The organism is Chitinophaga sp. YIM B06452 (assembly GCF_039655965.1).
GTDB lineage: Bacteria > Bacteroidota > Bacteroidia > Chitinophagales > Chitinophagaceae > Chitinophaga.
In genome coordinates, this window is sequence record NZ_JAWLKY010000001.1 from 667,714 (window position 1) to 692,740 (window position 25,027).

A 25,027-nucleotide genomic window follows, 5' to 3' on the forward strand; every position below is an offset into this window, starting at 1 on the left:
AGTTTCTATCTTCTTCGCGTTACAATTCGGCCCCAAAACTAGGGCCCTGTCAGGATAATTCCAACTGTTGCAACACCCATTTCATTTCCCGGGCGATAGATCCGCCCATTTCCTGTTTTAACCCCGGGGGGAGCACTTCCCAGGTATAGGTTTCTACTTCAAGGTGTTGGGTAAACGGTTTGGCTGCCTGCAATGCCAGCACGCGGCTGATGTCGTCGCGGGTGGAGGTAAGCACGCCAAAATCCTGGACAAATACCGGCACATGGAAATGCGCGCGCCATTCCTCGAGGTCTGCCCTGCCTGCATCTGCAAGCGCTTCGGGCATATCAGGGTAGTGCACTTTCTGATCGTTGCTCATCCGCGCGATCACCTGGTGCAGGTATATCTTTTCGTCAAAAGCCGCAAACGCATTGATAACCGGCTCTCTCCCCTCTTTGGGGAAAAGGCCTTTCAGCGCAGCGCTTATCTGTATCTTACCAACTTTCAGGCCAAAGAAGTGCAGGCGTTCCAGCACCACTTTCGGGTCCTCGTAACTCACCGCAAAGTGGCAAACGTCGTAGCACAGCTGCACATGGTTCTTGATGGCAAGCGTGGCTTCTTCTTCGGTCATGCCGAACTTATCGGTGAACATCATCACGCCCGCGGGCAGCAGGTGCTGGAAATACCAGTCAAGATATTCTTTGGAATTTTCCAGCATGCCGTCGGGCTCGGGCTCTACGTCTAAATGCAGCAGCGGGCCGCCGCTTTTGTGGATGCTGATCAGCTGCTCCACGACCAGCAGCATGTTGAGCGTGGCGCTTTCCATCACGGATTTATGTTCTTCGCCGCAGCGGTGCCAGATGCGGTAAGACAGCGGGGAGGTAGACACGCCGCCTTCCATGCCTTCGGGCAGCAGCGCCGCCAGGATGCGGAAAAGGCGGATGGTATAGGCCACGCGTTCCGCGGTAGCCCAGTCCGGCGTATGCACCTGGTCTTTTACGCGTTCCCTGTGAAAACCGCCGTATGGAAAACCGTTCATGGTAAACACGTAACAATCATTTTCCCGCAACCATTCACGGAAGGCATTTAAAGGCGCTTCTTTCGACAATTCCAGGCTGGCCAGGTTGCTCAGCCGCAGGCCGATGCCGAAAGGCTTATCGGGACTTACCTGCGATTTTACGGCAGGTATGAACTGTTGCAGCTGCGCGAAATGTTCGCTCCAGCTTTCGCCCGGGTGGATGTTGGTGCAATAAGTCAGGTGGCCTGATGGCGTATGCATGTTTTAAAGTCTTATGCTGGTCTGATCAATCAAAGCCGCGTCACCATTTGTCGCGCAGCATGTTTACCGCTTTGCGCAGCGTGGCATTATCTATGGAATGCACTTCCTTTCCTTTGCCAACGCCTTCAAGCAGGGCGATGGTAAGCCTTCCGCCAAGGTGTTCCCGGAATTCTTCCAATCCCGCCATGATGGGAGAAGCATCGTCTTCGATTTCCAGCAGCGGGTGGTACAGGGGCAGGCGCAGCTTTTTCAGCAGCTGGATGATCCTTTCAAGGGAATCTGCATCCAGCAGGCCCGTGAGCCAGGAGTATACACTATCCATCGCGATGCCGATAGATACGGCTTCGCCGTGGCGCAGTTCAAAATCGGTGAGCTGCTCCAGCTTATGCGCGCTCCAGTGGCCGAAGTCCAGCGGGCGCGAAGAGCCGCTTTCGAAAGGATCGCCGGCGCCGCCGATGTGTTGTATATGCAGTTCCGCGCAGCGGCGGATGAGATATTGTAGACTTTTGGATTCACCTACCGAGAGTTCTTCCGCATGCGCCTCCATCCATTCAAAGAAGGCCGCATCCTTGATCAGCGCCACTTTCACCGCCTCTATCATGCCGGAGCGCCAGTCGCGTTCGTCGAGCGTGGTGAGATAATGCGCGTCGTTGAACACGGCTGCGGGCGGCGCGAAGGTGCCCAGGAAGTTCTTTTTGCCGTGGTAGTTGATGCCGTTCTTCACGCCCACGCCGGAATCATTCTGCGATAATACGGTAGTGGGTATACGAATATGCTTGATGCCGCGGTGACTTACCGCGGCTACGTAACCAACAAGATCCAGCACGGAGCCGCCGCCGATAGCCACCACGTAGGAGTGCCGGTCTATCGCATGCTGGTCGATCTCGTTCACGAGCCAGTAAAATAACTGCAGATCGTTCTTGGAAGCCTCACCGCCGGGCACCACGATGATGTCCTGCACCAGTTCGTAATTATCCAGGCCGCTGCAATACGCGGTGATCTGTTCCTGGAGTGTATCGTGATGTTTGGTCACGCCATCGTCCACGATAAAAAGCAATTTCTTGCGTATGTCTTTTTCCGCACGGGAATCCAGGAAACCGGAAAATACCGGGTTGGATGGGTCAAATAAATGTTCTGTAAAAAAAACCTTGTATTCGAACTGAACGCTGAAGGATTGTTGAATGTACGACATAGCTAAGCTCCGCCCCGTTTGCCGGGCAATTTTTAAACGGTTAAATGTACAAAAAAGGATGTTACCGGCTGTTATTTTTTACAGCAGGCAGGTACTTTAGTCAGAACAGTTCAGGTAACGGCGAAGGCCCTGGAAAGCAGGATAGACAGCGGCAGGAAGGCCAGCACAACCAGGGGATAGGGAAACACCGCAAACGCGGCTACCCATGCGGCATTCATGGCAATAAGGCCGATGATGCCCCCTTTCACGGCCTTCCCGATATTGGGCCCTGTCGGCTCTTTCATGGCCTTCAGCAATGGGGTGAGGATGAGATATAATAAAACGAGCAGGTAAATTCCCACCATCAGCGCTTCACCTTTCATCAGGCCCTGCCAGAAAATGATAGCGCATACAATAGCATAGCCGGCGGCGGCCAACCTGAGCGTACGTTTTTTTCCGCCATGCACTTCGTCGCGGGAGATCATGGTGATGGATGCGATGTAGAGCACCGGCACTATAGCCAGCCAGCCGTATTGCGGCAGCGATGCGGGAATGACGCTGATGCCCAGCAGGAGGTTCAATCCCCTGCACAGGCCCATGTTAAAAGGGCCGAGCACTTTATGATGTTTACCCCATTTATCATACACGAGCGCCGCCACCGCAATGCCGATGGCAATGAACCCGGAGATCTCGCCTACCGTGAAAGCGGCCAGTACGCCGAGCAGCAGCAGGTATACGCCCAGCACCACCGCTTCCGTTTTTGAAATAACGCCGGAGGGAATAGGCCGTTCGGGCCGTTCTATACGGTCCAGCGAAGCATCGAAAATATCGTTGAACACCACGCCCCCGCCGTAAAGGCCGATAGTGGCTATGGCAAGACAGGTAACCTGCAAAACTGACTGAACGTCTGTGAGGCCATGCGCGAGAAAACCGGAGATTGCAATGCCGGCCAAAATATCGGTAATGGCCGTCAGTATATTGGCGGGCCGCATCAGTCGCAAGTAGCCAAGCAGTTTGCTGAGGATATAGTTCACTTGTTTGTCAGGTTTTCAATACAATAAAGCAATGGATAAAATTGTTACCGGATAATGGTGGATTGTTTATTCGGCCTGGGTTGTTGCCCTCCGCGCAAAACCGTGCTCCCATTATATTTCAGGCTTTGATCAATTTCCCCGGGTTGTTCAAAATCCGCTTCGTTGATCTGGCCGCTTTGTGCAAACGCGGTGATGGCGTTGCGATAGGTGACCAATTCCACATCCGCTTTTGAGATGCCACGCTCCAGCATGAGCGCAGCCGTTTTGGGCACTGCCAGCGGATCGCTGATGCCCCAGTCTGCAGCGGAGTTTACCATGATGCGCTCCGTGCCGTATTGTTTCACCACTTCCACCATACGTTCGTTCCCCATTTTGGTAAAAGGATAAATGGTGAACGCTGCCCAGAAACCGCGGTCCAGCACTTCTTTCACGGTCTCTTCATTGTTGTGGTCCACGATCACCATATAGGGGTCGAGTCCCATTTCGATGGCAATGTCCATGCTTCGTTGTGTGCCTTGTTTTTTATCGCGGTGCGGGGTGTGTATCTGCACGGGCAGACCGGCTTCTTTGGCCAGCAGCAACTGCGCGCGGTAATATTTTTCTTCCAGCGCTGTCTGGTCGTCGAAGCCTATTTCACCAACGCCTACCACGCCTTCTTTATAAATGAAGAGCGGCAATATTTCCATCACCTGTTCGCTAAGCGCTTCGTTGTTCGCTTCTTTCGAGTTCAGGCCGATGGTGCAATAATGTTTGATACCGAATTGCGAGGAGCGGAACCTTTCCCAGCCTACAAGGCTGCTGTAATAATCCCTGAAGGTATCCACGCCGGTGCGGGGCTGGCCAAGCCAGAAAGCAGGTTCTATGATGGCTGCCACTCCGGCGTCTGCCATGGCCTGGTAATCGTCCGTGGTACGGGAGGTCATGTGTACATGCGGGTCAAAAAAACGCATGCCTTTGATGGCCTCCAGGTAAGCCGGGTTGAGCGATTGGGGTACGAGATCTTTTTCCGTCAGCTGAGCACTACAACACATAAGAATTATAAATTACGATCGGGTTTAAATTAATAATAATGGGCAGGCTGTCCAATAACATAAACTAGTCATTTACACGACTGGCAACCGTGTTCCAGGTAAGCTTTCCGGAGCTTATATCCGTTTTCATTTCCTTTCTTGTTTCCAGCAGGTCCTTCGCGGGCTGATATGCAGATGCAGCGCAGGCGAGCGCAGCTGCTTCCCTTTCAGCGTGTTGTTCGGAGAACCAGATCCTTTCAACGTCTTCAAAATTGCCGGCATGGATGAACGGCGCTACGATGCGCCAGATGAGCGGGTGCACGGTCCTCCCGGCGGCCCATCGTTCGTGCGCGAAGTCCGTCAGGATGCGGGCGAGCGCGGGATTGGCGCGTTCGTCTATTCCTACGATATGCTGCACAGGCTTGTCGGTGAAGAACGCTTTCATGACCAGCTGGTTCCAGGCAGGTTCGTCTAAATACTGCGCTGGATAAGGATTTCGCAGCATAATCGCTTCCAGCACAACACCTATGTTGGAGCGGATACCTTCCGCGGTGCGCATCTTCCAGGCATCTGGAAACGCCAGTAGAGGCAATGCGCCGTAAAGAGCAACCAGCTCATTCATTTCAGCTGCATGAAAAAGATTTTCTACCGCCTGCGTGTATGTTTTCTGATCCGTGGGCGGCAGCTGCATCAGCCACCAAACCCTGAACAGGCGGTCGGTTGTATAATCTTCCAGCTGAAAGGGCTGCAATGCCGCGGCCTGTCCGGCGGTTACATTAATAGTATCACGGCCGAGAAAACGTGGCGCGGCCGTAAATGCGAGATTAAATGCCTGCATGGAGTGTTGTTCCTGCCAGGCGCGCAGTTTATCTGTGATCCACTGTTGGCCTTTTTCCTGTGTATTGGCGGAGAGTATCTGGTATAGCGTTCCCGAAACTGATTCCCTGTTAAATGCGTATCCCATGGGGCTAAAATAATCATTTTCAGGCTTAGACGAAGGGGGATAATTTTTAAGCAGTAAGGAGAAACGGGGCCGGGCGGGCGCTTCAACAGCCTTGTAAAAATAAAAGAGAGGCAACTAGTGCCTCTCCTTCCGCCATTCTAAAACCTGATTAGTAACCAGGATATTCTTCAGGGGATGCGGTCCCCAATGTCGTTTTCAGGGTTATCTATTCAAAAGCCGTGCCGGGTTACCGGTGCTTTCTACTGCAATATAAGAATTAAAAATCGTTCGGCGCTCACCCCAAAGTGTCAAAATTTTAACATTCCCTTTGGAAAAACGATTTTGCAGAAGAGGAAAATCAAGCTGGCTGTCTATATTAACGGCACTTCCTGGATAAAAGTGCCTGATTCAAAGTGGAATTTATAAAGACAAACAATTATGTAGGACGAGTCAGCGTAGATTTTTATTCATGCAAAGGTTCAATACAATTTTGTTGTTTCTTGTGTTCTAAAATTATAACATTTATTTAACAACCACAAACATCTTAGCCACTTTTTTTTTAAACCCGGCAATGTGATGCTGAAATGGCGGATTTTCCGTAAGTTTAATCAATTTAGCTCATATTATTTCACTTTTTACATCATGAAGATATTCAATGTAGTTTTTGCTGTGCTGTTCGTATTATTTGCCGCTTTGCAGTGGAACGATCCGGACCCTTACATCTGGATGCCGATCTACCTCTACGGGGCTATTTTCTGCGCCCTGGCCGCAGCGGGCAACTATTACAAGGGCTGGTACCTTTTCGGCATCGTGGCCGCCCTGGGCTATGCCGTATACCTGTTCTTTACAAAAGACGGCGTGCTCAGCTGGATGACCGAGCACAATGCCGAGAACATCGCCGGCACCATGAAAGCCTCCCAGCCCTGGATCGAGGACACAAGGGAGTTTTTCGGCCTGTTCATTATCATTATCGTACTGCTGGTGAATTTCGTCAGCACCAGCCAGAAACGCGCGAAAAAAATGCGGAAGAAAATGATGAAGATCGGGTGATATAAATGATTTATTCTCAAAGAGCCATTCTTATCAAGGGTGGCTTTTTTTGTGATTAGACGCGGATGAATTAGCGCCGCTTAAGGGCTTCGCTTAACCGGGTCCAGTCTTTTCTGATTTCATAAGGTACAATGTTTCCTGGATCGAATTCCATTCTAATAACGATATGATTACCAAGCCCTTCCCATTTTCGCATGCCACAACCAGCGTGTCATGATTGTCTGCGACTTTAGCAAGGTGCGTCTTTAGGGATCGCCTGAACTCATTCTAGTTTATGACTTCCATAAAATTGATTTCTACAACAATAAGGAAAAAAAGGCAGGACGATCGTCCTGCCCTTTTTTTGACAAATTATCGCCTGCAAGGTGTTATTTAGCCAAAAGCCTTACCACATCCACGCCTACCGGTGCTTTCTCAGCGGGGTCTGCCGCTTTGAACACCAGGTAAAGCGCATGTTTCTTCCCGTCTGTAACGGCCGGGAAGGAAATGGTAGCCGTGTTAGGCTTGCCGGAAGCCGCGCCCGCCCCGATGTTCACGGCAGAGCCCAGCTGCTGGCCGCCCTGGCTGTCCAGGTGCGCGGAAACGGTATAGCCGTATTGCGGCGCTTCCTGCACAAAGTAGCTCAGCTCCAGCCCGGTTACGTCCGTCAGGTCCATTTCGCGGTAACCGGTCCAGGAATTGGCCGTGGGGATCAGCAGTTTTTTACCGTTGATCTCGACAGTGGCCGCAGCGTCGGATTTTACGTAGCTGCCCGCCTGGAACCGCGGGTTGCGGAGCTCGGCATTGGCTACGCCGGTAATCGGACGGATACCTTTACCACCTTTGTCCGTATAGGAAGCCATCAGGTAAAACACGCCCCTGTCTTTCAGCTCGCCGCCCATTGTGGGGTCCACAGTGCCGGAAACCGGCAGGCTGGGCTCCTGTTTGGCGCCCCCGGCCAGGGAGAAGATGTATTCCACGATCTGTTTGGCTTCCGCATTCGAAATATTCGGGTGCGCGCTCATAGCCGTTTCACCCCAAACGCCGCCACCACCTTTGATGATCTTCTCAGCAAGGTATTCGGGCGATTTGGGATCGGCTTTATATTTTTCAGCCACCTGGATAAAGCTCGGGCCGATGGACTTCTCATTGGGTTTGTGACAGGTTTTGCAGTCGGAAGATTCCATGATGTTCTTCCCTGCGATAGCGCCTGAAATAACCTGGTGGCCCTGGCTCATGGCGGCTTTATCCCTCCCTTCCATGTACACGCCTTTCACGTAAAGGTTGGCAACATCCAGCGTACCGGCGGCGGTGCTGCCGTCTTCTTTATCCGTTACGCTTACGCTGTAACGCACTTGTTTGCCGGGGAAATAGAATTGCTGGTTGCCCAGGATATTCACTTTCACTTCGGGCGTTTCGTTGCCGGCGTATACATTTATCATCTTGGTGCGGGAAGTGGCGCCCTTGCTGTCTGTAACGTCCACGAACACGGGGTATTCACCGGCGGTGGCGAAAGTATATTCAGCAAAAGGCTCTTTCGTTTCAAGCTTGTTGCCGTTGCCGAAGTTCCAGAGGAAAGTGATGGCATCGCCGTCGGGGTCTACCGCGTCTTCCGCTTCCAGTTTCACTTTGAAAGGTAATGCGCCAGTGAGCTTATCCACTTTCAGCGTGGCTTTCGGCGCGCGGTTGCCGCCGTTGTAATCGATGCGGGAAAGACCGGCGTCCGCATTTTTGCTGAACCAGCCGTTGCCATATTCGAGCACGTACAACCTGCCGTCAGGACCCATTTCCATATCGATCGGGGCATTGAACTTAGTGGAAGGCATGAAGCGCTCCATCTTCTGGTAGTTGCCGTCCTTATCCATGGTCACGGCCATGATCCAGCCGCGGATCCAGTCGTAGATGAAGAGTTTGCCGTTGTAATAATCCGGGAAACGTGTTTCAGCGGGATAGAACTCGCTGTAATACACAGGGCCTGCTTCTGCGTTACGGCCGCCTGCGCCTGTCAGCGGGAATTCTTCAGACTTCCCGTAAGGATACCAGATGAACGCGGAAGTAGCCGGTGGCAGCTCGGTTAAGCCGGTATTGTTGCGCGAGTTGTTGATCGGTTTGGCAGGGTCGAATGCGGGACCGGAAACGCCGGTCTCATAATCGAAAGCACGGTAAGGTTGGTTGTTCGCGATGAACAGCGGGTAACCGAAATAACCTGCTTTTTTAGCCTGGTTGACCTCGTCGTATCCCTTGGGACCGCGCAGTGAGTCATTGTTGGAGGCATCCGGGCCTACGTCGCCCCAGTAAACGTAATTGGTCTTACGGTCTACTGAGATGCGGTAAGGGTTACGGGTACCCATGGCATAGATCTCCGCTTTCGTTTTATCGGTAGCCTTAAAGAGGTTGCCCTCGGGAATTTCGTAAGTGGCGTCTTCCTTCACGCGGATGCGGATGATCTTACCACGGAGGTCGTTGGTGTTGGAAGAGGTTCTCCGCCCGTCATACTGCAGGTGCCCCGGGCGGTCGTCCAGCGGGCCAAAACCCTTGCTGGTGTAGGGTTGGCCGGGCTCGTCGAAGGGCGTGGTATTGTCGCCGGTGGAGAGATACAGCAGGCCGTCTCCGCCGAAAGCGATGGAACCGCCGGTGTGGCAGCATATCTGGCGTTGTGAATAGAACTGCAGGATGATCTTTTCGCTTTCAGGGATGACTTTATTGTCTTTGAACGTAAAGCGGCTCAGCCTGTTCACGGAAGTATCGGCGGGGGAATAAAACAGGTAGATGTAATTGTTCTTCGCAAAGTTGGGGTCTGTTGCGAGGCCGAGCAAACCTTCTTCAGCGTTCACGCCTTTCACGTCGGTTTTGTGATATACGTTCAGGAAGCCCACCTGCGTGAGGTTCTTCCGCGATTCGCTGTACAGCAGTATCTCGCCGCGGCGCTGTGCTACGAGCACATCGAGATTGGGCAGGATGGCCATTTCGGTCGGCTCAAAAAATTCGCCGCTGGTGAGCATTTGTTTGGTAAAGCGGTCTTCGTCCGGCACACGCTGTGTTTTTGCAGCAGCGTAATCCAGCACACGGTTCTTGCCAATGGCGTATTGGATACCGCCGAGAATATGTTTGAGGTAAGTAGGTTCGGTGTAAGATTCTTCGGTGTGGCCCAGCTCGGTATACCAGGCACGGCCGCCGTCGTATTCATGATACCAGCTGATGCGGTGGTCGTCTCCCATGGTGCCGCCTTTGTAGGTCTTCTCATCCACTTTCATCAGCACTTTCGTGTCTTTGTTCACGTTCTTGAAGTTGTACCATTCATCGGTATGCTCCCATGTTTCGGGGATCTCAGCGGTGGAAGGGTGGTTCTTGTCCGTTACCGTCAGTTTGGCTTTCGCGGTACCGGCAGGATGGTCGTTGAAGTAAGCGCCCACGAGCTTGCCGTACCAGGGCCATCCGTATTCGGTATCGGTGGCTGCGTGAATGCCCACAAAGCCGCCACCTGCCTGGATGTAGCGTTCAAAGTCCGCTTCCTGGCGGTTGTCGAGCACATCACCGGTGGTGTTCAGGAAGATAATAGCAGCGTATTGTGCCAGGGAATCTTCGGTGAAGAACGCGGCGTTCTCGGTGGTGTCTACATCAAAACCGTTATCGGCGCCCAGTTGCTGAATAGCTTTGATGCCGGCAGGTATAGAGGCATGGCGGAATCCTTCGGTTTTGGAGAACACCAGCACTTTTGGCTTGCCGGGCCTGGATTTGGAGCAGCTTGCGATGCCAAGGCCCATAACAACCAGGGCCAGCAGTAATAAAGAATTTTTCATTGAGTAATACATGTTTGTATTGGAAACGTGGTTGTGCTAAAGCAGGTAGAGACGCAAAATTTTGCGTCTCTACCTGCTGATATGTTGCATGGCCCTGCGGTCATTTCTTTATGCGGGTTACATATTGAATCCCTCCGAGCACATGTTTCAGGAATGCTTCTTCCTTGTAAGATTCTTTCGTATGGCCCAGTTCCGTGTAAAAGGTCCGGCCGCCATCGAATTCCCGGTACCAGCTCATGGGATGATCATTCCCGTTCTTCCCGCCCTCGTAAGAGCTTTCATCGATCCTGATCAGCACATGCAGCCCCGGTACGATGCTTTTGAAATTATACCACTCGTCTTTTCTCACCCAGTTTGCATCCAGGTGTTTGGTGGAAACGTGCGAACGGTCTACTACCTGCAGGGTAGCGGTTTGCTGATGGGGATGGCTTAAGAAATAAGCGCCCACCAGCTGGTTGTACCATGGCCAGTCGTATTCCGTGTCTGTAGCGGCATGCACGCCAATGTAACCGCCGCCTTTTTTGATGTACGATTCCATCGCGGTTTGCTGCTCCGCGTTGAGCACATTGCCGGTGGTGTTCAGGAACATCACGGCTTTGTAGCGTTTCAGGTTGTCCGCTGTAAAAAGCGACGCGTCTTCGGTGGTATCCACGTCAAACCCGTTCTTCGCGCCAAGGTCTATCATGGCCAGTTTGGCCACCGGGATGCAGTCGTGGCGGAAGCCCGCTGTTTTGCAGAACACCAGCAGCCTGGGCTTTGCCTTTTTGAAGGAAGAGCCGGCCACGAGTACTACGAGCAGGAGCAGGATGTATTTTTTGCTGAGCATAGGTGCTGTTACTACAGTTCTCTGATCTTGATATTCCGGTACCATACTTTATCGCCATGGTCCTGCAGCGCAATGTGCCCTTTGGGATAAGCGCCGAAGCCTTCCCAGGTCTTGAACTTGCTTGCGCCTACGAGCGTTTTCCACTCTTCGGTGCCCATGGTCGTTTCAGCGGTTTTGTGGCCGTTGAAGATGAGGGTGAGCTTTCCGTCTTTTTTGATGATCTTGGCGGTATTCCACTCTCCTACGGGTTTAGCGTATTTGGAAGGCGCCGCGATCAGGTCGTACAGGTCGCCGGAGTTGTGTTTGTGGATCTTTCCGTCGGCATGTTTGGCGTCGTCGAGCACCTGCATTTCAGGACCGGTGGCGTAGGTGGCCCTGAACTTCGGGTCTTCATGCACACCGAAGATGATGCCGCTGTTGCCGCCTTCGGAGATCTTCCATTGCAGTTCCAGTTCATAGTTTTCGTATTCACCGTCTGTAATGAGGTCGCCGCCGGAAGCGCCCGCTTTCTTGGCATCGGTGTCCAGGAAGAGCGCGCCGTCTTCTACTTTCCATGCGCCGGGTACTTCCTGCTTCAGGTAGCCGCGCCATCCTGCGGTGGTCTTACCGTCGAACAGGAGTTTCCATCCTGCTTTTTTTTCTTTGGCAGTGAGGGAAGGTCCCTGTGCGTATGTAGCCGTGGCGCCCGCAAGCAGGCCCAGCAGCAACGTGGAAGTGAATAAACGTTTCATAAAAAAAAGGTTGTTTAAAGGATGAATTTATTTCACGGTGAGAATGTACTTCACCATTTCTTCCGCGTCGGATTTGGAGATCGCGGCGTGCGGCGCCATGGGCACTTCGCCCCAGTTGCCTGAACCGCCTTTGATGATCTTGTCTGCCAGCGTGGAAACATTCTCCGGCGTGTTAGGATATTTGGCCGCTACTTCTTTGAAAGAAGGGCCGATCACTTTTTCAGTTTCTTTGTGGCAGGTTGCGCAGTCCTGTGCGGCCATCAGTTCTTTACCTTTGCCTTTAACGTCCGCTACCATCGAGTTGTCTGCCGCAGGTGCGGTCGTTTCTGTTGAAGATGTTGAGCTTCCTTCTTCTTTCTTTTCTCCACCGCCGCCGCATGCAGCCATAAGGAGTACCGCGCTCATGCATACCGGCATCCACATTGTTTTTTTCATCGTTAACCGAGTTTTTATAATTGAGAAAAATCGTTTTAGGTCAAAAGACGCGCTGCGCCCGGACTTCAGATACCGAGTATCCTTCTGTTCAGGTCATCGTCTGCGCCGGTTCCCGCGAAATCGTCGAACGCTTTTTCGGTAACGCGGATGATATGGTCTTTGATGAAAGGAGCGCCTTCCCTTGCACCGTCTTCAGGGTGCTTGAGCGCGCATTCCCATTCAAGAACGGCCCAGCCGGCATAATCGTATTGCGTCAGCTTGCTGAACACGGCCTTGAAATCCACCTGCCCGTCGCCAAGGGAGCGGAACCTGCCGGGCCTTTCCACCCAGCCCTGGTAGCCGCCGTAAACGCCGGAGCGCCCGGTGGGATTGAATTCGGCATCTTTCACATGGAACATTTTGATCCTTTCGTGGTAGATATCGATGTAGGCAAGATAGTCAAGACATTGCAAAACAAAATGACTGGGATCATACAGCAGGCAGGCCCGGGCATGATTTCCGGCAGCTTCCAGGAAACGTTCGTAGCTGGCGCCGTCGTGCAGGTCTTCGCCCGGGTGTATCTCGTAGCAAAGGTCCACGCCATTGGCGTCCATCTCGTTCAGGATAGGCAGCCAGCGGGAAGCGAGTTCTTTGAAACCTGCTTCCACCAGTCCCGCCGGGCGTTGCGGCCAGGCGTAAAAGGTATGCCACATCAGCGCGCCGCTGAAGGTAGCGTGAGCGTTCAGGCCAAGGTTGCGGCTGGCTTTGGCGGCGTACATCAGTTGCTGCACGGCCCATTCGGTGCGGGCCTTGTTGTTTCCGCGCACTTCCTTGGGAGCAAAGCCGTCGAATAGCTCGCCGAAAGCGGCGTTAACGGCCACCAGCTGGCCCTGCAGGTGCGTGCTCAGCTCGGTGATCTCCAGCCCCGCGCTGTTCACGATGCCTTTGATCTCATCCGCATAGGTCTTGCTCTCGGCGGCCTTTTTCAGGTCTATCACCCGCGCGTCCCAGGTAGGGATCTGCACGCCAACAAAGCCCAGGTCTTTCGCCCATTTACAGATGCTCTCCAGGGTATTGAAAGGGGCTTTATCGTCCAGGAACTGCGCCAGGAAAATACCGGGCCCTTTGATTGTTTTCATCCGTTCAAGTTATTTTTTGTTATCTGCTTACTTACACCAACGCATCTCCGTTCGCGTCATTGCGAGGAGCAGCAGGGGGTGCGCGGGAGCGCGACGAAGCAATCTCCAAATATTGAGTGTATCAAACTCAGTGAAAGAGATTGCTTCGTCGCCCCTCCCGCTTTGGCCGCGCTGCTCCTCGCAATGACGTGCTTTTTCATCTGTAACTGTTTTTAAAGAAATCCAATATCCGTCAATTCGCACAAAACGGCCAGTTAAATCTCGAATTTCGTCCATTTTTCGGTACTGGCGGAAGATTTCACCACCATATCGATGAACGCCATGCCGCGGATGCCCTCGTTCACGGACGGGAAGTCCAGCGATTCGGGAGCCGGCGTCGTGCCCTCTATCTTAGCTGTTAAGGTCTGCGCAAAATTGCGGTACAGGTTGCCGAACGCTTCCAGGTAACCTTCAGGGTGGCCGCCCGGGGTACGGCAGTTGTGCGTGGCATAGCTGCTCAGGTGCGGATTGCCGGCGCCCGCGCGGAGGATCTCCGTGGGTTTGTCCAGCCATTTCACCAGCAGGGTGTTGGGCTCCTGCTGTGCCCATTCAAGACCGCCCTTTTCGCCGTAGACGCGGATCTTGAGCGCATTCTCTTCGCCCGCAGCCACCTGCGACGCCATCAGCACGCCTGCGGCGCCTTCGTTGAAACGCAGCAGCACCGCGCCGTCGTCGTCCAGCATACGGCCTTCCACCATCACGTTCAGGTCTGCGCAGAGCTTGTCTATCTGCTGGCCGGTGATGTATTCGGCGAGGTTGGCGGCATGTGTGCCAATGTCGCCCATACAGCCGCTCTTACCGGAACGCTTCGGGTCTGTGCGCCAGGCTGCCTGGGCATTGCCTTCACGCTCGCTGAGTTTGCTGAGCCAGCCCTGCGGGTATTCCACCCATACCTTGCGGATCTTGCCGAGCACGCCGTTCTTTACCATCTGGCGGGCCTGCTTTACCATGGGGTAACCGGTGTAGGTATGTGTGAGCAGCAGGGTAAGACCGGTCTGCTCTACTTTTGCTTTCAGTTGTTTGGCTTCGTCCAGCGTAAAGGTGATCGGCTTTTCGATCACTACGTGGAAACCTTTGTCCAGCGCCATCATGGCGGGTTCAAAGTGCGCGAAGTTGGGCGTCACGATGGTGATGAAGTCCAGCCTTTTGTCTGCAGGCATGCCGGCTTCATTTTCCAGCATGGTTTTGAAGTCGGTATAAATGCGGTCGCTCTCCAGGAACAGCGAGCGTCCGGAATCCTGTGCGATCTCGGGGTTGATGCTCAAAGCCCCTGCTTTCAGTTCGATCAGGCCGTCCATATTGGCGGCAATACGGTGGATGGCGCCAATGAAGGCGTCTTTTCCACCGCCGATCATTCCCATTCTAAGTTTCCTGTCCATACTATATTTTAATTTCGATATGATTACTTGGATTATGCGGTTTGTGCTTCTGCACTCAGGTTCACCTTGCTTTTATTCCTGTAGGCGAAGTAGAGGACGGCAAATGCCACGATGAGGATGATCGGCATGATCATCACGGTGGTAAGCGTTTCCCTTCCCGCAACCAGGTTTGCAGTGGCGGCATCCGCACCGGCCTGGAGGGCTTTGGCTTTATTGTTGTCGAACCAGTTGCCCATGAAAGGCAGGATCACGGCTACGCTCAGCATACCTGCGCCGCCCATGATGTTGAGGCCGATGGCGCCGGTCTTGGGAATGTATTCGGATACAAAACCCAGCATGGTGGGCCAGAAGTAACAGGTGCCGATGGCAAATACAAATGCGGCCGCGAAAGTTACATAACCGGTGGCATTGCTCAGCCAGTACAGGCCGATGGTCGTGAAAATGGCGGAGAGCAGCAACATGCCCGCAGGGTTCAGCTTATGCACTACAGGACCTGCAAAAAGGCGGCCGATGGCCATAATACCGTTAATAAATACAAATATCAGGATGGCTGAAACGCCTACCTGGCCCAGCAGTGTTTCGATCCACTGGCCGGTGCCCAATTCGGTGGCCGCGGTGAGGAACATGCAGAGTACCATGAATATGAAAAGAGGGCCTATGCAGGCTTTCAGCATATCGCTGTAAGAAACGCCGGCGCTTACCCTTTCTGTTTCAGGGAATTTAGCCGAAGAAAAGAGGAACCCGTACAGCGCGATGGGAACCAGGAGGATGCCCATGAGCCACTGCCAGCTCAGCTGCAGCTGGTCTATCATCAGGTAGGCGATCAGGCCGCCGATCACGTTACCGCCGGGGAACCACATGTGAAAACGGTTCAGCATCTTGGTTTTTTCGCCGGAGTAAATGGTGGCTACCAGGGGGTTACAGGCTGCTTCTATGCTGCCGTTGGCAATACCGATCAGCAGGGTGCCGAGGAACAGCGGCCAGAAGCTCATGGAGAAGATGGTGAGCACCACCCCGGCAATGTGACCGAAGAAGGCTACATACAGGATCTTTTTCATGCCCACAACGTCCACAAGCGGGCCGCCAACGATCTGGGCCAGGGTGAAGCCCCAGAAAGCGGTGCCGGCAATAATGCCTACCTGTTCGTTGCTGAGCGTAAAGTCCGATCCCCATAAAGACATGATCCTTGCGCGGATGGCGAAGGTCATAGCGGTTACAATTAATGAAAGACAGCTGGTGTAAAAAAGCTTTGTTGGCTGTATCTGCTTCATAGACGTGATTTTATAAAAAATTCAATAGCGGATTTAAAACCTTTAAATTTATAAAAAGTATTTCCATATTTTCATCTTTTCTTGATGAACAGCCGGCGATTTATTAAAATGCAATATACAATTCGTGTTCAATAGACAATTATTTTTTCCGCCGCGGTATAATGACAGGCTGGCATTATTTCCCGGAAAATCAAAGTTATTCCCGCATTTCCCTCGTGCATCCCCTAAAAATTCCTAATTTTACGAGCCTCGGAAAACAGGGACCTAATTCCTGCCACCTTGGCACAACCCCGTGGCCGGGCTTAATATTTGACTGTATTTCTCCCGCCACGAGGTTATTTTATCTTTTGAAATCGAAAATTTTAACATGCTAGGTTTTTTAACAAAGCTTTTCGGAGGAAACAAGTCTGAGCGCGACATCAAGCTCATCCTCCCTATCGTGAAGCAGATTAACGAGGAGTTCGAAAAACTGTCATCCCTTACCATCGACGAACTGCGGCAAAAAACGCAGGACTTCCGCGGCCGCATCAAAGCCCACCTGGCTGACACAGACAAGGAGATTGCCGACAAAAAAGCAAGCGCTGAAGCCGAAGAAGACGTTAACAGCAAAGACCTTACCTACCGCGAGATCGACAAGCTGATCAAGGAGCGGGATAAAAAAATAGAAGAGATATTGCAGGCCATCCTCCCCGAGGCATTTGCCGTGGTGAAGGAAACGGCGCGCAGGCTGAAGGAAAACAGCAGTATCACTGCCAAAGCCACTGACCTGGACCGCCAACTGGCCGTAAAAAAGGACTATATCACCATTGAAGGTGACAAAGTGACCTGGAAAAATACCTGGACCGCCGGGGGCACCGAAGTAACCTGGAACATGGTGCATTATGATGTACAGCTCATCGGCGGTACCGTGCTGCACCAGGGCAAGATCTCCGAAATGGCCACCGGTGAAGGTAAAACCCTCGTATCCACCCTGCCCGCCTACCTGAACGCCCTTGCCGGCGAAGGCGTGCACATCGTGACGGTGAACGATTACCTCGCCCGCCGTGATAGTGAATGGAACGGCCCCCTGTTCGAATTCCTCGGCATCACCGTGGATTGCATCGACAAGCACCAGCCCAACTCCTTCGAGCGCCGCGAGGCCTATAAAGCAGACATTACCTACGGTACCAATAACGAATTCGGTTTCGATTACCTGCGCGACAACATGGTGCACAGCCCCGAAGAAATGGTGCAGCGCAAACACCATTTTGCCATGGTGGATGAGGTGGACAGCGTGCTGATCGACGATGCGCGTACGCCGCTCATTATTTCCGGTCCCATCCCGCGCGGAGACGAGCAGGAATTCCATGCCCTGAAGCCCCGCATCCAGCGCCTGGTGGAAGAACAGAAAAAAGTAGTGAACGCCAGCCTCATCGAAGCCAAAAAACTCATTGCAGAAGGAAAGGACGACCCGAAATCCGGCGGCCTGGCCCTGATGCGCGCTTACCGCGGCCTGCCCAAGAACAGCGCCCTTATCAAATACCTCAGCGAGCCCGGCATTAAAGTACTGCAACAGAAAGCAGAGAACTATTACATCGCCGACCAGCAGCGCGAAATGCCGAAAGTGGACGAAGGGCTTTACTTCCACATCGAAGAAAAAAATAACAGCGTAGACCTTACCGAAAAGGGCATTGCCCTCATCACCGGCGCAGGCGAAGATCCCAACTTCTTCCTCATGCCCGACGTAGGTTCCGAAATAGCAGAGCTTGAAAAGCTCGACCTTCCCGCGGAAGAAAGGCTGCTGCGCAAAGACCAGCTGCTGCAGGACTTTGCCATTAAATCAGAACGCATCCACTCCGTACAGCAGCTGCTCAAAGCCTACACCCTCTTCGATAAAGACGTGGAATACGTGGTAATGGACGGCAAGGTAAAGATCGTGGATGAACAGACCGGCCGTATCCTCGAAGGCCGCCGCTATTCAGACGGCCTGCACCAGGCCATCGAAGCCAAGGAAAACGTGAAAGTGGAAGCCGCCACCCAAACATTCGCCACCATCACCCTGCAGAACTACTTCAGGATGTACCATAAGCTGGCGGGCATGACCGGTACGGCCACCACCGAAGCCGGCGAGTTCTGGGAGATCTACAAGCTGGACGTGGTGACCATCCCCACCAACCTTCCTATTGTACGTAAAGACGCAGAAGACCTGGTTTACAAAACCAAACGCGATAAATACAAGGCCGTGATCGAAGAGATCAAAGGCCTGAAAGCGGCCGGCCGGCCCGTGCTGGTAGGTACCACTTCCGTAGAGGTATCCGAGCTGCTGGGCAAAATGCTGACCTTCGAAAAAGTACCGCACAACGTACTGAACGCCAAACAGCACGCCCGTGAAGCGCAGATCGTAGCCGAAGCAGGCTTGCCCGGTGCCGTGACCATCGCCACCAACATGGCAGGCCGCGGTACGGACATCAAGCTGGGGCCCGGCGTGAAAGAAGCCGGCGGTTTGGCTATCATCGGCACCGAACGCCACGAGAGCCGCCGTGTAGACCGCCAGCTGCGCGGCCGTGCCGGCCGCCAGGGCGACCCCGGCACCTCCCAGTTCTTCGTATCCCTCGAAGACGACCTGATGCGCATGTTCGGCTCCGAGCGTATCGCTTCCCTTATGGACCGCATGGGTTACAAAGAAGGCGAAGTGATCCAGCACAGCATGATCACCCGCTCCATCGAAAGGGCGCAGAAAAAAGTGGAAGAGAACAACTTCGGCATCCGCAAACGCCTGCTGGAATACGATGACGTGATGAACAAGCAGCGCACCGTGATCTACTCCAAACGCAACCACGCCCTGTTTGGCGAACGCCTCGCGATAGACATCGACAATTCCTTCTACGAAGTAGCGGAATCGCTCGTGAGCACTTACCGCGAATCCGGCGACTATGAAGCCTTCAAGCTGGAAGTGATCATGAACTTCGCCGTAGATACTTCCATCAGCGCAGATGAGCTGCAAAAAGGCAACGTACAGGAGATCGCTGAAAAACTCTATGCCGAAGCCGTTCACAATTATCACCGCAGAACCGCGGAAGTGACCGGTGGCACCTTCCCCGTGATCAAAAAGATCTACGAAGAGCAGGGCCAGCATATCGAAAATATTTCCATTCCTTTCACAGACGGCAAAAAAGGCATCAACGTGCTGGCGCCGCTGAAAAAAGTGGTGGAAACCGGCGGCAAGGAAACCATCGCCGCGCTGGAACGCAGCATTACCCTGGCATTGATAGATGAAGCCTGGAAAGAACACCTCCGCGCGATGGACGACCTGAAACAATCCGTACAAAGCGCCGTGTACGAACAGAAAGATCCTTTGCTGATCTATAAATTCGAGGCATTCGAGCTGTTCAAGCAAATGAGCGCAGACACCAGCAAGGAGATCGTATCATTCCTCTGCAAGTGCGGCATCCCGGGCCAGCAGGGCGAATCCGCAGAGATCACCGAAGGCCGTGAGGAAAAAACAGACATGAGCCGCATGCGCGCCACTCACCAGGAATTCGAGGAAAACGGCAATGGCGCAGGCGCTGCACGCAGGGAAGAATACGCTCCCGCCGCGGAAGAACACAAACCCGAGCCGGTGCGCGTAGGCCCCAAAGTAGGCAGGAATGATCCCTGCCCCTGCGGAAGCGGCAAGAAATTCAAGAACTGTCACGGGAAAGACCTGTAAATAACATTATACACCCATTCATCTTAACGGAGTTACCCGGGCCCGCCTGCGTAACTCCGTTATCAATTCGGGATAAACCGCCTGCCATGAAGATCAACCGGTATATTGACCATACGGTATTGAAACCCGTTACCACCGTGGAGGATATCAAAAACCTCTGCATACAGGCCGTGGAATACGACTTTGCGGCCGTTTGCGTGCCTCCTCCTTTTGTAAAGCTGGCCAAGACCTTCACCGGCGGCGCTACTACCAAAGTGGCCACCGTTACGGGTTTCCCATTCGGTTACAGCGCTATCGAAGCCAAGGTGGCCGAAAGCGTGCTGGCCATCATAGATGAGGCGGATGAGCTGGATATGGTGGCCAACCTCATTGCCATCCGCGGGGGCGACTGGGGCTACCTGGAGAAGGAGATCGCCACCATTATGCCCATTATCCGTAATAAACAGCGCACGCTGAAGGTGATCATCGAAAGTGGCATATTATTGGAGGATGAGATCGTGAAGTGCTGCGAACTGTATGCCCGGTACGGGGTGGATTTTGTGAAGACCTCCACCGGCTACGCCGAAAAAGGCGCAACCGTTGAAGCAGTGGCCCTGATGCGCAAACACCTGCCTTCCAACATTCAGATCAAGGCTTCCGGCGGGATTCGTACATTTGCTTTTGCCCAGGAACTGATCAACGCCGGGGCGACCAGGATAGGAGCAAGCGCAAGCGTGGAGATCATGAAACAGGCGGCAGCCATGCAATAATGGAAAAACTGCCTTCAATTTCTGCAATCAAACGATTTATTATATGATGTTAAGAACAGGCTGTTTAATTCTTTTTTTGTTCTCCGCCGCTGCCCTGCACGCGCAGGACGGCGCTACCCAACAGGGAGGCGTGAAGGTCATAAAAGACAGCCGGGTAGACATCCTCATCAGGAAACAGATCTACATCAACAACCTGGCTATCCGCAACCAGCCCGGCTTCCGCGTACAGGTGCTCACCACCAACAAACGCAACGAAGCGCTTGACGCCAAGGCCAAAGTGATGCAGCTTTACCCCGATTACCGGAGCTACGTGGATTTTGAAGCACCCTATTTCAAAGTGCGCATCGGCGATTTCAGAACAAGAGACGAAGCCACCGACCTGCGCAACAAACTCTCGAACCTGTTTAGCGGCGGCGTATTTGTGGTACCCACCATCATCAACGTGTCACCGGAAAAAGAACAAGAATGAAGAACCGGATCAAGTCCCTGGCCAGTGAATACGCACCGGACCTTATTTCATGCAGAAGACATCTCCACTCCCACCCGGAACTTTCTTTCCAGGAATATGAAACCGCTAAGTTCATACAGCAAAAGCTGGACGAATACGGCATTGCCTACCGCGCAGGCGTGGCGGGCACCGGTATTGTAGCCCTTATTGAAGGAAAGAACCCTTCCAGCAAAGTGATCGCCCTGCGGGGAGACATAGACGCCCTGCCCATAGAAGAAGCCAACAACGTTCCTTACAAATCACAGCACCATGGCGTAATGCATGCCTGCGGCCACGATGTGCACACCACCGTGGCGCTGGGCGCAGCCCGCATATTGCAGCAGGTGCGCGATGAATTTGAAGGCACCGTTAAAATATTATTCCAGCCCGGGGAAGAAAAACACCCCGGCGGCGCCAGCCTGATGATACAGGACGGCGCACTGGAAAATCCCAAGCCGCAGGCCATCCTGGGCCTTCACGTACTGCCTGCCCTGGAAACAGGCCTGCTGGGCTTCCATGCCGGCAAATACATGGCCAGTGCGGATGAGATCTACATCACCGTAAAAAGCAAAGGCGGCCATGCCGCTGCCCCGCATCTCACGGCAGATACCATTCTCATCGCCTCCAACCTGGTGGTGAGCCTGCAGCAGATCATCAGCCGCAACAACGACCCGTTCTCCCCTTCCGTATTATCTATCTGCGCTTTCAACGGCGGCTTCACCACCAACGTGATACCCAGCGAAGTGAAGCTGATGGGCACTTTCCGTGCAATGGACGAAACCTGGCGCTTCAAGGCCCACGAGCTGATCCGCAAGCAGGCCACAGAACTGGTTCATGCCATGGGCGCGGAGATCGACATCGATATTCTTGTCGGTTACCCCACGCTCTACAACAATGAAACCGTGACCGCCACTGCGCGCAAGCTGGCGGAAGAATACATGGGCGCCGAAAACGTGGGCGATACCGAAATGCGCATGGGCGCCGAGGATTTTGCATTTTACTCGCAGGTGATACCTGCCTGCTTCTTCAGGCTGGGCACCGGCAACAAAGCAAAAGGCATCACCGCCGGCGTGCACACGCCGCTCTTTGACGTAGACGAGCGGAGCCTTGAAATAGGCGCCGGCACTATGGCCTGGCTTGCCACGCAATTCAAATAACTGAAACGGTCCCGGTAAATACCGGGACCGTTTTCATTCTTTCCACTTTCTGAGACTAGAATTATTGCTTGTTCAAATAAGCCTGCATAATGGCCGGGCTTCCGGCAATGCTCACGCGCGCCATTGAATCCACGCTCCCCTGTACGATCTTGCCGAACCGGTGCGGCGTGTTAAAATAAAACGACGAGAGGCCTTTCATTTCGTACCACAACGAATCTACTTCCTGGTAGGGCGAGAGGTTCACATAGCTGTTCCTGCAGTAAACAGACAGTTCCGGCAGTTTCATTCTGATGAACGTTACATACCGCGTATTTTCCGCCACCACTTTAAAAGGTTCCTCCTGCGACATGTCAGGGATGTCTGCCATCCCGTCCAGCACTGTGAGGGAAGCTAACGCGGGCGCATATACTTTCAGCGAATGGTCATCATAATTCAGATCGTTCCTGTCGCGCACCAGGTCTATTTCATATCTAAGAAAAAGCGTGTCGCCCCGGTAAGATTCTTTCAGGTATCTGTCAAGCTTTGCGTTCATGATTACCTGCGGCAGGAAACGAGGGCCGACCTCCAATGAGATGTTGCGCTGTTCCTGTATATAACGGGCGTCCTGGAAACCGTTCACCAGTTTCCCGTTGAACACCAGGTGGCGGAAGGGTTTCAGCGGCCGGGTTATATTTTCTGACGCTACTATTCTCCTGTTAAAGTTCCCTTTGGCGTACTGCACTTTCAGCAGCAGGTTGAACAGGATGATCATGCCCGTAAGCACCACGAGGAAACCGGCGAATATCTTGTTGCTCTTTTTCATGTTTGATGCGATTTATTGCGCCTTCAGCTGGCGCTGTTTGAACTTTTCATACCGGGCCTTCAGCTCGTCCAGCTCAACGCCCAGCAGGTACATTTTCCGGAAGAACAGCGGCAGCTCTTCCTGCAGGAACTGTTCTCTGCGCACGGCAAGTATCTTTTTCACCGCGTCTTCGCCCACGAAATAACCAAGGCCGCGGCGCGTGTAGATGATGCCCTGCTGCTGGAGATATTCGTAAGACCGCATGACGGTGTTGGGATTTACTTCCAGCGTAACGGCCAGCTCGCGAACGGAAGGCACCTTGCCTTCGGGCGGCCAGTGCTGGAGTTGCACCTGGTCGCATACATAATCGGCGATCTGGAGATATATGGGCTGTGTTTGATTGAATTCCATAAAAATAATTGAGGCGTTACAGTTCCTGCTCGCGCAGTTTGAGATAAGCCAGGTATATGAACACGACGGGAATAAGGCAAAGGAACAGTGTGAATATCCACTGCTGGTCTGGCGGCAGCACGAGGTTATACGTCCGGAATCCGCCCTGCTGGCCCTCCGTGCCGTTGGTAATGGTGAGATACCTGAGCGGCGTGGCCGCCCAGTAAATGAACCGCGTACCTTCATGGTTTGCGGGCTGCGTGCTGCTGATCATCATTTTGCCAAGCATGCTGTTGAAAAAAGAAAACACGAGTATAGGCACACACAGCATCACCAGGGTTTTCACAAACGTGAGCTTCCTGAACCATATCGCGCAGAGGAATACTACCGGCAGCAACAGGAATAATATCGTCACCGCCTGTATCTCTACCTCACCATTAAAGAAATACAGCTCGTTCGGATGGCCCAGCACATGTATATCCACCTGGTTCACCAGCGCGTTGCATAACATGTAAATGAACGTGATGGCGAGGGGAAAGAGGATAAACACGAGCAGGAAGGCCACTGCCAGCCTTTCCAGGGCAGATACCGGCAGCATAAGCGCCTGTATCCTGCCGTGCCTGCTGCCGAACTGCCGGAATACCAGGGTGCCGAATGTAATGCACGAAAAGAGCAGGGTGAAATCATAACTTTCTTCCTGCGCAGCGAACTCGAAGCCAAAGTCGCCATTGGCGGCACGGAAGAACATGTATATGAACAGCAACCCCGCTACAGCGGCCGATCCCAGCAGGTAAAACCTGCGGTTCACCGCAAACTGCAGCTTTAATAAAAGTATGAAACGGTGGAAGGAGAATTTCATCTTAACAGGTTTTAATGGTTAAACAAGGGAAGTATCTTTTCTTTCTCAGCCATCACCGCGTTGAAGAACATTTCCATATCCATACGGCTTTGCTCCGCCCTGCGGTTTACCGCCACCACGGCATAGCCTTTCAGCCCGCCTTCGCTGTAGATGGGCGCTTCCGTTTCTTCGAGGCTCATCACCTGCCTGAAGCTGAGCTTTTCAGTGATGCTGGAAACAGGCTGCTGAAGGATTACGCGGTGGTCTTCCAGGATCAGTACTTCATCGATCAGGCTGTCCAGGTCTTTTACCTGGTGCGTGCTGATGACGATACACTGTCCTTCCTGCAGGCTGCCGGCAATCACTTTACGGAACTGGCGCTTCGAAGGAATGTCCAGCCCGTTGGTAGGCTCGTCCATCAATATCAGCCGCGCGTTGGTGGCCAGCGCAAAACTGATGAGCACTTGCTTTTGCTGGCCATGGCTGAGCGCACGGAGATGCTCGTCCGTTCCTATCCCGAATGCCTTTAAATATTCTTCAAAGGCCGAAGGGCTGAAAGCGGGATAAAAAGGCGCATACAGCCGCAGGTAATGCGGGATGTCCATGTCCGGCAACTCAAAATCTTCCGGCAGCAGGTATACCTGTTGCAAAAAGGCGGGCTCGCGGCGCGGTGGCGTGTGCCCCAGCACGGAGCAGCTGCCGGAAGCGGGAAACAGCAGGCCGCAGATGTTGTACATCAGGCTGCTTTTGCCCGCGCCGTTCTTTCCCAGCAAGCCGTAAATGCGGCCGGGAGCCAACTCCAGGTTCACATCCCGGAGAATGGGAACGGTTTTTTTGTAGGAAAAATGGAGGTGTTGAAGGGATACCATATATCGTAGTTATAGGTTAAAATT

Annotated in this window: 21 protein-coding genes; 5 read left to right on the forward strand and 16 right to left on the reverse strand. The window is 53.2% G+C overall.

The features are described from left to right. Positions 1-49: 49 nt before the first annotated feature. From eboE to R3I13_RS02420, 5 genes are all read right to left on the reverse strand, one after another. Positions 50-1,258, reverse strand: coding sequence for a metabolite traffic protein EboE (gene eboE / locus R3I13_RS02400; protein ID WP_346316318.1), 1,209 nt, complete (start codon positions 1,256-1,258; stop codon positions 50-52). Between the two features lie 40 nt (positions 1,259-1,298). Next, a complete protein-coding gene (locus R3I13_RS02405) occupies positions 1,299-2,450 on the reverse strand; it encodes a 3-dehydroquinate synthase (protein ID WP_346316319.1) in 1,152 nt (383 codons plus the stop codon). A 110-nt stretch (positions 2,451-2,560) separates the two neighbouring features. Beyond that, complete coding sequence (gene eboC, locus R3I13_RS02410) at positions 2,561-3,463, reverse strand: UbiA-like protein EboC (RefSeq protein WP_346316320.1); 903 nt, start codon at positions 3,461-3,463, stop codon at positions 2,561-2,563. Positions 3,464-3,507: 44 nt separating this feature from the next. Next, a complete protein-coding gene (locus tag R3I13_RS02415) occupies positions 3,508-4,494 on the reverse strand; it encodes a TatD family hydrolase (RefSeq protein ID WP_346316321.1) in 987 nt (328 codons plus the stop codon). Positions 4,495-4,558: 64 nt separating this feature from the next. Continuing rightward, on the reverse strand, positions 4,559-5,437 hold the full coding sequence (locus R3I13_RS02420; protein ID WP_346316322.1) for an EboA domain-containing protein: 879 nt from the start codon (positions 5,435-5,437) through the stop codon (positions 4,559-4,561). 621 nt (positions 5,438-6,058) lie between these two features. Here R3I13_RS02420 and R3I13_RS02425 point away from each other — a divergent pair. Beyond that, a complete protein-coding gene (locus tag R3I13_RS02425) occupies positions 6,059-6,466 on the forward strand; it encodes a transmembrane 220 family protein (RefSeq protein WP_346316323.1) in 408 nt (135 codons plus the stop codon). A 368-nt stretch (positions 6,467-6,834) separates the two neighbouring features. Here the strand turns inward: R3I13_RS02425 and R3I13_RS02430 are convergent, their stop codons facing one another. From R3I13_RS02430 to R3I13_RS02460, 7 genes are all read right to left on the reverse strand, one after another. Then, positions 6,835-10,245 (reverse strand): ThuA domain-containing protein, encoded by a 3,411-nt coding sequence (locus R3I13_RS02430; protein WP_346316324.1) that lies wholly within the window; start codon positions 10,243-10,245, stop codon positions 6,835-6,837. A gap of 100 nt (positions 10,246-10,345) precedes the next feature. Further along, positions 10,346-11,071 (reverse strand): ThuA domain-containing protein, encoded by a 726-nt coding sequence (locus R3I13_RS02435; protein WP_346316325.1) that lies wholly within the window; start codon positions 11,069-11,071, stop codon positions 10,346-10,348. Positions 11,072-11,082: 11 nt separating this feature from the next. Continuing rightward, positions 11,083-11,802: a DUF1080 domain-containing protein gene (locus R3I13_RS02440; protein WP_346316326.1), complete on the reverse strand. Its 720-nt coding sequence runs from the start codon at positions 11,800-11,802 to the stop codon at positions 11,083-11,085. Between the two features lie 27 nt (positions 11,803-11,829). After that, complete coding sequence (locus tag R3I13_RS02445; protein WP_346316327.1) at positions 11,830-12,237, reverse strand: c-type cytochrome; 408 nt, start codon at positions 12,235-12,237, stop codon at positions 11,830-11,832. Between the two features lie 65 nt (positions 12,238-12,302). Beyond that, on the reverse strand, positions 12,303-13,355 hold the full coding sequence (locus tag R3I13_RS02450) for a sugar phosphate isomerase/epimerase (RefSeq protein WP_346316328.1): 1,053 nt from the start codon (positions 13,353-13,355) through the stop codon (positions 12,303-12,305). 254 nt (positions 13,356-13,609) lie between these two features. Beyond that, a complete protein-coding gene (locus R3I13_RS02455) occupies positions 13,610-14,773 on the reverse strand; it encodes a Gfo/Idh/MocA family oxidoreductase (RefSeq protein ID WP_346316329.1) in 1,164 nt (387 codons plus the stop codon). A 32-nt stretch (positions 14,774-14,805) separates the two neighbouring features. Next, entirely contained in the window at positions 14,806-16,044 is a 1,239-nt protein-coding gene (locus R3I13_RS02460) for an MFS transporter (protein WP_346316330.1), read from the reverse strand. 367 nt (positions 16,045-16,411) lie between these two features. On the opposite strand from R3I13_RS02460, the gene secA reads away from it, so the two are divergent. The 4 genes from secA to R3I13_RS02480 all read left to right on the forward strand — a co-directional run bounded on the left by secA (position 16,412) and on the right by R3I13_RS02480 (position 22,125). Continuing rightward, on the forward strand, positions 16,412-19,732 hold the full coding sequence (gene secA / locus R3I13_RS02465; protein WP_346316331.1) for a preprotein translocase subunit SecA: 3,321 nt from the start codon (positions 16,412-16,414) through the stop codon (positions 19,730-19,732). A gap of 86 nt (positions 19,733-19,818) precedes the next feature. Beyond that, positions 19,819-20,481 carry a deoxyribose-phosphate aldolase gene (gene deoC / locus R3I13_RS02470; protein WP_346316332.1) on the forward strand — a complete coding sequence of 221 codons (663 nt, stop codon included), beginning with the start codon at positions 19,819-19,821 and terminating at the stop codon, positions 20,479-20,481. A 43-nt stretch (positions 20,482-20,524) separates the two neighbouring features. Further along, complete coding sequence (locus tag R3I13_RS02475) at positions 20,525-20,950, forward strand: SPOR domain-containing protein (protein WP_346316333.1); 426 nt, start codon at positions 20,525-20,527, stop codon at positions 20,948-20,950. Next, entirely contained in the window at positions 20,947-22,125 is a 1,179-nt protein-coding gene (locus R3I13_RS02480; protein ID WP_346316334.1) for a M20 family metallopeptidase, read from the forward strand. Before R3I13_RS02475 ends, R3I13_RS02480 begins: the two co-directional genes overlap by 4 nt. Before the next feature lie 61 nt (positions 22,126-22,186). On the opposite strand, the gene R3I13_RS02485 is transcribed toward R3I13_RS02480, so the two are convergent. Genes R3I13_RS02485 through R3I13_RS02500 form a run of 4 tightly spaced genes read right to left on the reverse strand, consistent with a single transcriptional unit; the run spans position 22,187 to position 25,003 of the window. Continuing rightward, positions 22,187-22,927, reverse strand: coding sequence for a hypothetical protein (locus R3I13_RS02485; RefSeq protein ID WP_346316335.1), 741 nt, complete (start codon positions 22,925-22,927; stop codon positions 22,187-22,189). Between the two features lie 12 nt (positions 22,928-22,939). Beyond that, positions 22,940-23,317 carry a GntR family transcriptional regulator gene (locus tag R3I13_RS02490; protein ID WP_346316336.1) on the reverse strand — a complete coding sequence of 126 codons (378 nt, stop codon included), beginning with the start codon at positions 23,315-23,317 and terminating at the stop codon, positions 22,940-22,942. Between the two features lie 16 nt (positions 23,318-23,333). Beyond that, positions 23,334-24,155, reverse strand: a complete 822-nt coding sequence (locus R3I13_RS02495; protein WP_346316337.1) for a hypothetical protein — start codon at positions 24,153-24,155, stop codon at positions 23,334-23,336. 11 nt (positions 24,156-24,166) lie between these two features. Beyond that, positions 24,167-25,003: an ABC transporter ATP-binding protein gene (locus R3I13_RS02500; protein ID WP_346316338.1), complete on the reverse strand. Its 837-nt coding sequence runs from the start codon at positions 25,001-25,003 to the stop codon at positions 24,167-24,169. Positions 25,004-25,027: the final 24 nt, after the last annotated feature.

Bases quoted from the DNA above. Each gene is read 5' to 3' on its own strand.
- eboE (WP_346316318.1), bottom strand. From the start codon at position 1,258: ATGCATACGCCATCAGGCCACCTGACTTATTGCACCAACATCCACCCG.
- R3I13_RS02405 (WP_346316319.1), bottom strand. From the start codon at position 2,450: ATGTCGTACATTCAACAATCCTTCAGCGTTCAGTTCGAATACAAGGTT.
- R3I13_RS02415 (WP_346316321.1), bottom strand. From the start codon at position 4,494: ATGTGTTGTAGTGCTCAGCTGACGGAAAAAGATCTCGTACCCCAATCG.
- R3I13_RS02420 (WP_346316322.1), bottom strand. From the start codon at position 5,437: ATGGGATACGCATTTAACAGGGAATCAGTTTCGGGAACGCTATACCAG.
- R3I13_RS02425 (WP_346316323.1), top strand. From the start codon at position 6,059: ATGAAGATATTCAATGTAGTTTTTGCTGTGCTGTTCGTATTATTTGCC.
- R3I13_RS02430 (WP_346316324.1), bottom strand. From the start codon at position 10,245: ATGAAAAATTCTTTATTACTGCTGGCCCTGGTTGTTATGGGCCTTGGC.
- R3I13_RS02435 (WP_346316325.1), bottom strand. From the start codon at position 11,071: ATGCTCAGCAAAAAATACATCCTGCTCCTGCTCGTAGTACTCGTGGCC.
- R3I13_RS02440 (WP_346316326.1), bottom strand. From the start codon at position 11,802: ATGAAACGTTTATTCACTTCCACGTTGCTGCTGGGCCTGCTTGCGGGC.
- R3I13_RS02445 (WP_346316327.1), bottom strand. From the start codon at position 12,237: ATGAAAAAAACAATGTGGATGCCGGTATGCATGAGCGCGGTACTCCTT.
- R3I13_RS02450 (WP_346316328.1), bottom strand. From the start codon at position 13,355: ATGAAAACAATCAAAGGGCCCGGTATTTTCCTGGCGCAGTTCCTGGAC.
- R3I13_RS02455 (WP_346316329.1), bottom strand. From the start codon at position 14,773: ATGGACAGGAAACTTAGAATGGGAATGATCGGCGGTGGAAAAGACGCC.
- R3I13_RS02460 (WP_346316330.1), bottom strand. From the start codon at position 16,044: ATGAAGCAGATACAGCCAACAAAGCTTTTTTACACCAGCTGTCTTTCA.
- secA (WP_346316331.1), top strand. From the start codon at position 16,412: ATGCTAGGTTTTTTAACAAAGCTTTTCGGAGGAAACAAGTCTGAGCGC.
- deoC (WP_346316332.1), top strand. From the start codon at position 19,819: ATGAAGATCAACCGGTATATTGACCATACGGTATTGAAACCCGTTACC.
- R3I13_RS02475 (WP_346316333.1), top strand. From the start codon at position 20,525: ATGATGTTAAGAACAGGCTGTTTAATTCTTTTTTTGTTCTCCGCCGCT.
- R3I13_RS02480 (WP_346316334.1), top strand. From the start codon at position 20,947: ATGAAGAACCGGATCAAGTCCCTGGCCAGTGAATACGCACCGGACCTT.
- R3I13_RS02485 (WP_346316335.1), bottom strand. From the start codon at position 22,927: ATGAAAAAGAGCAACAAGATATTCGCCGGTTTCCTCGTGGTGCTTACG.
- R3I13_RS02490 (WP_346316336.1), bottom strand. From the start codon at position 23,317: ATGGAATTCAATCAAACACAGCCCATATATCTCCAGATCGCCGATTAT.
- R3I13_RS02495 (WP_346316337.1), bottom strand. From the start codon at position 24,155: ATGAAATTCTCCTTCCACCGTTTCATACTTTTATTAAAGCTGCAGTTT.
- R3I13_RS02500 (WP_346316338.1), bottom strand. From the start codon at position 25,003: ATGGTATCCCTTCAACACCTCCATTTTTCCTACAAAAAAACCGTTCCC.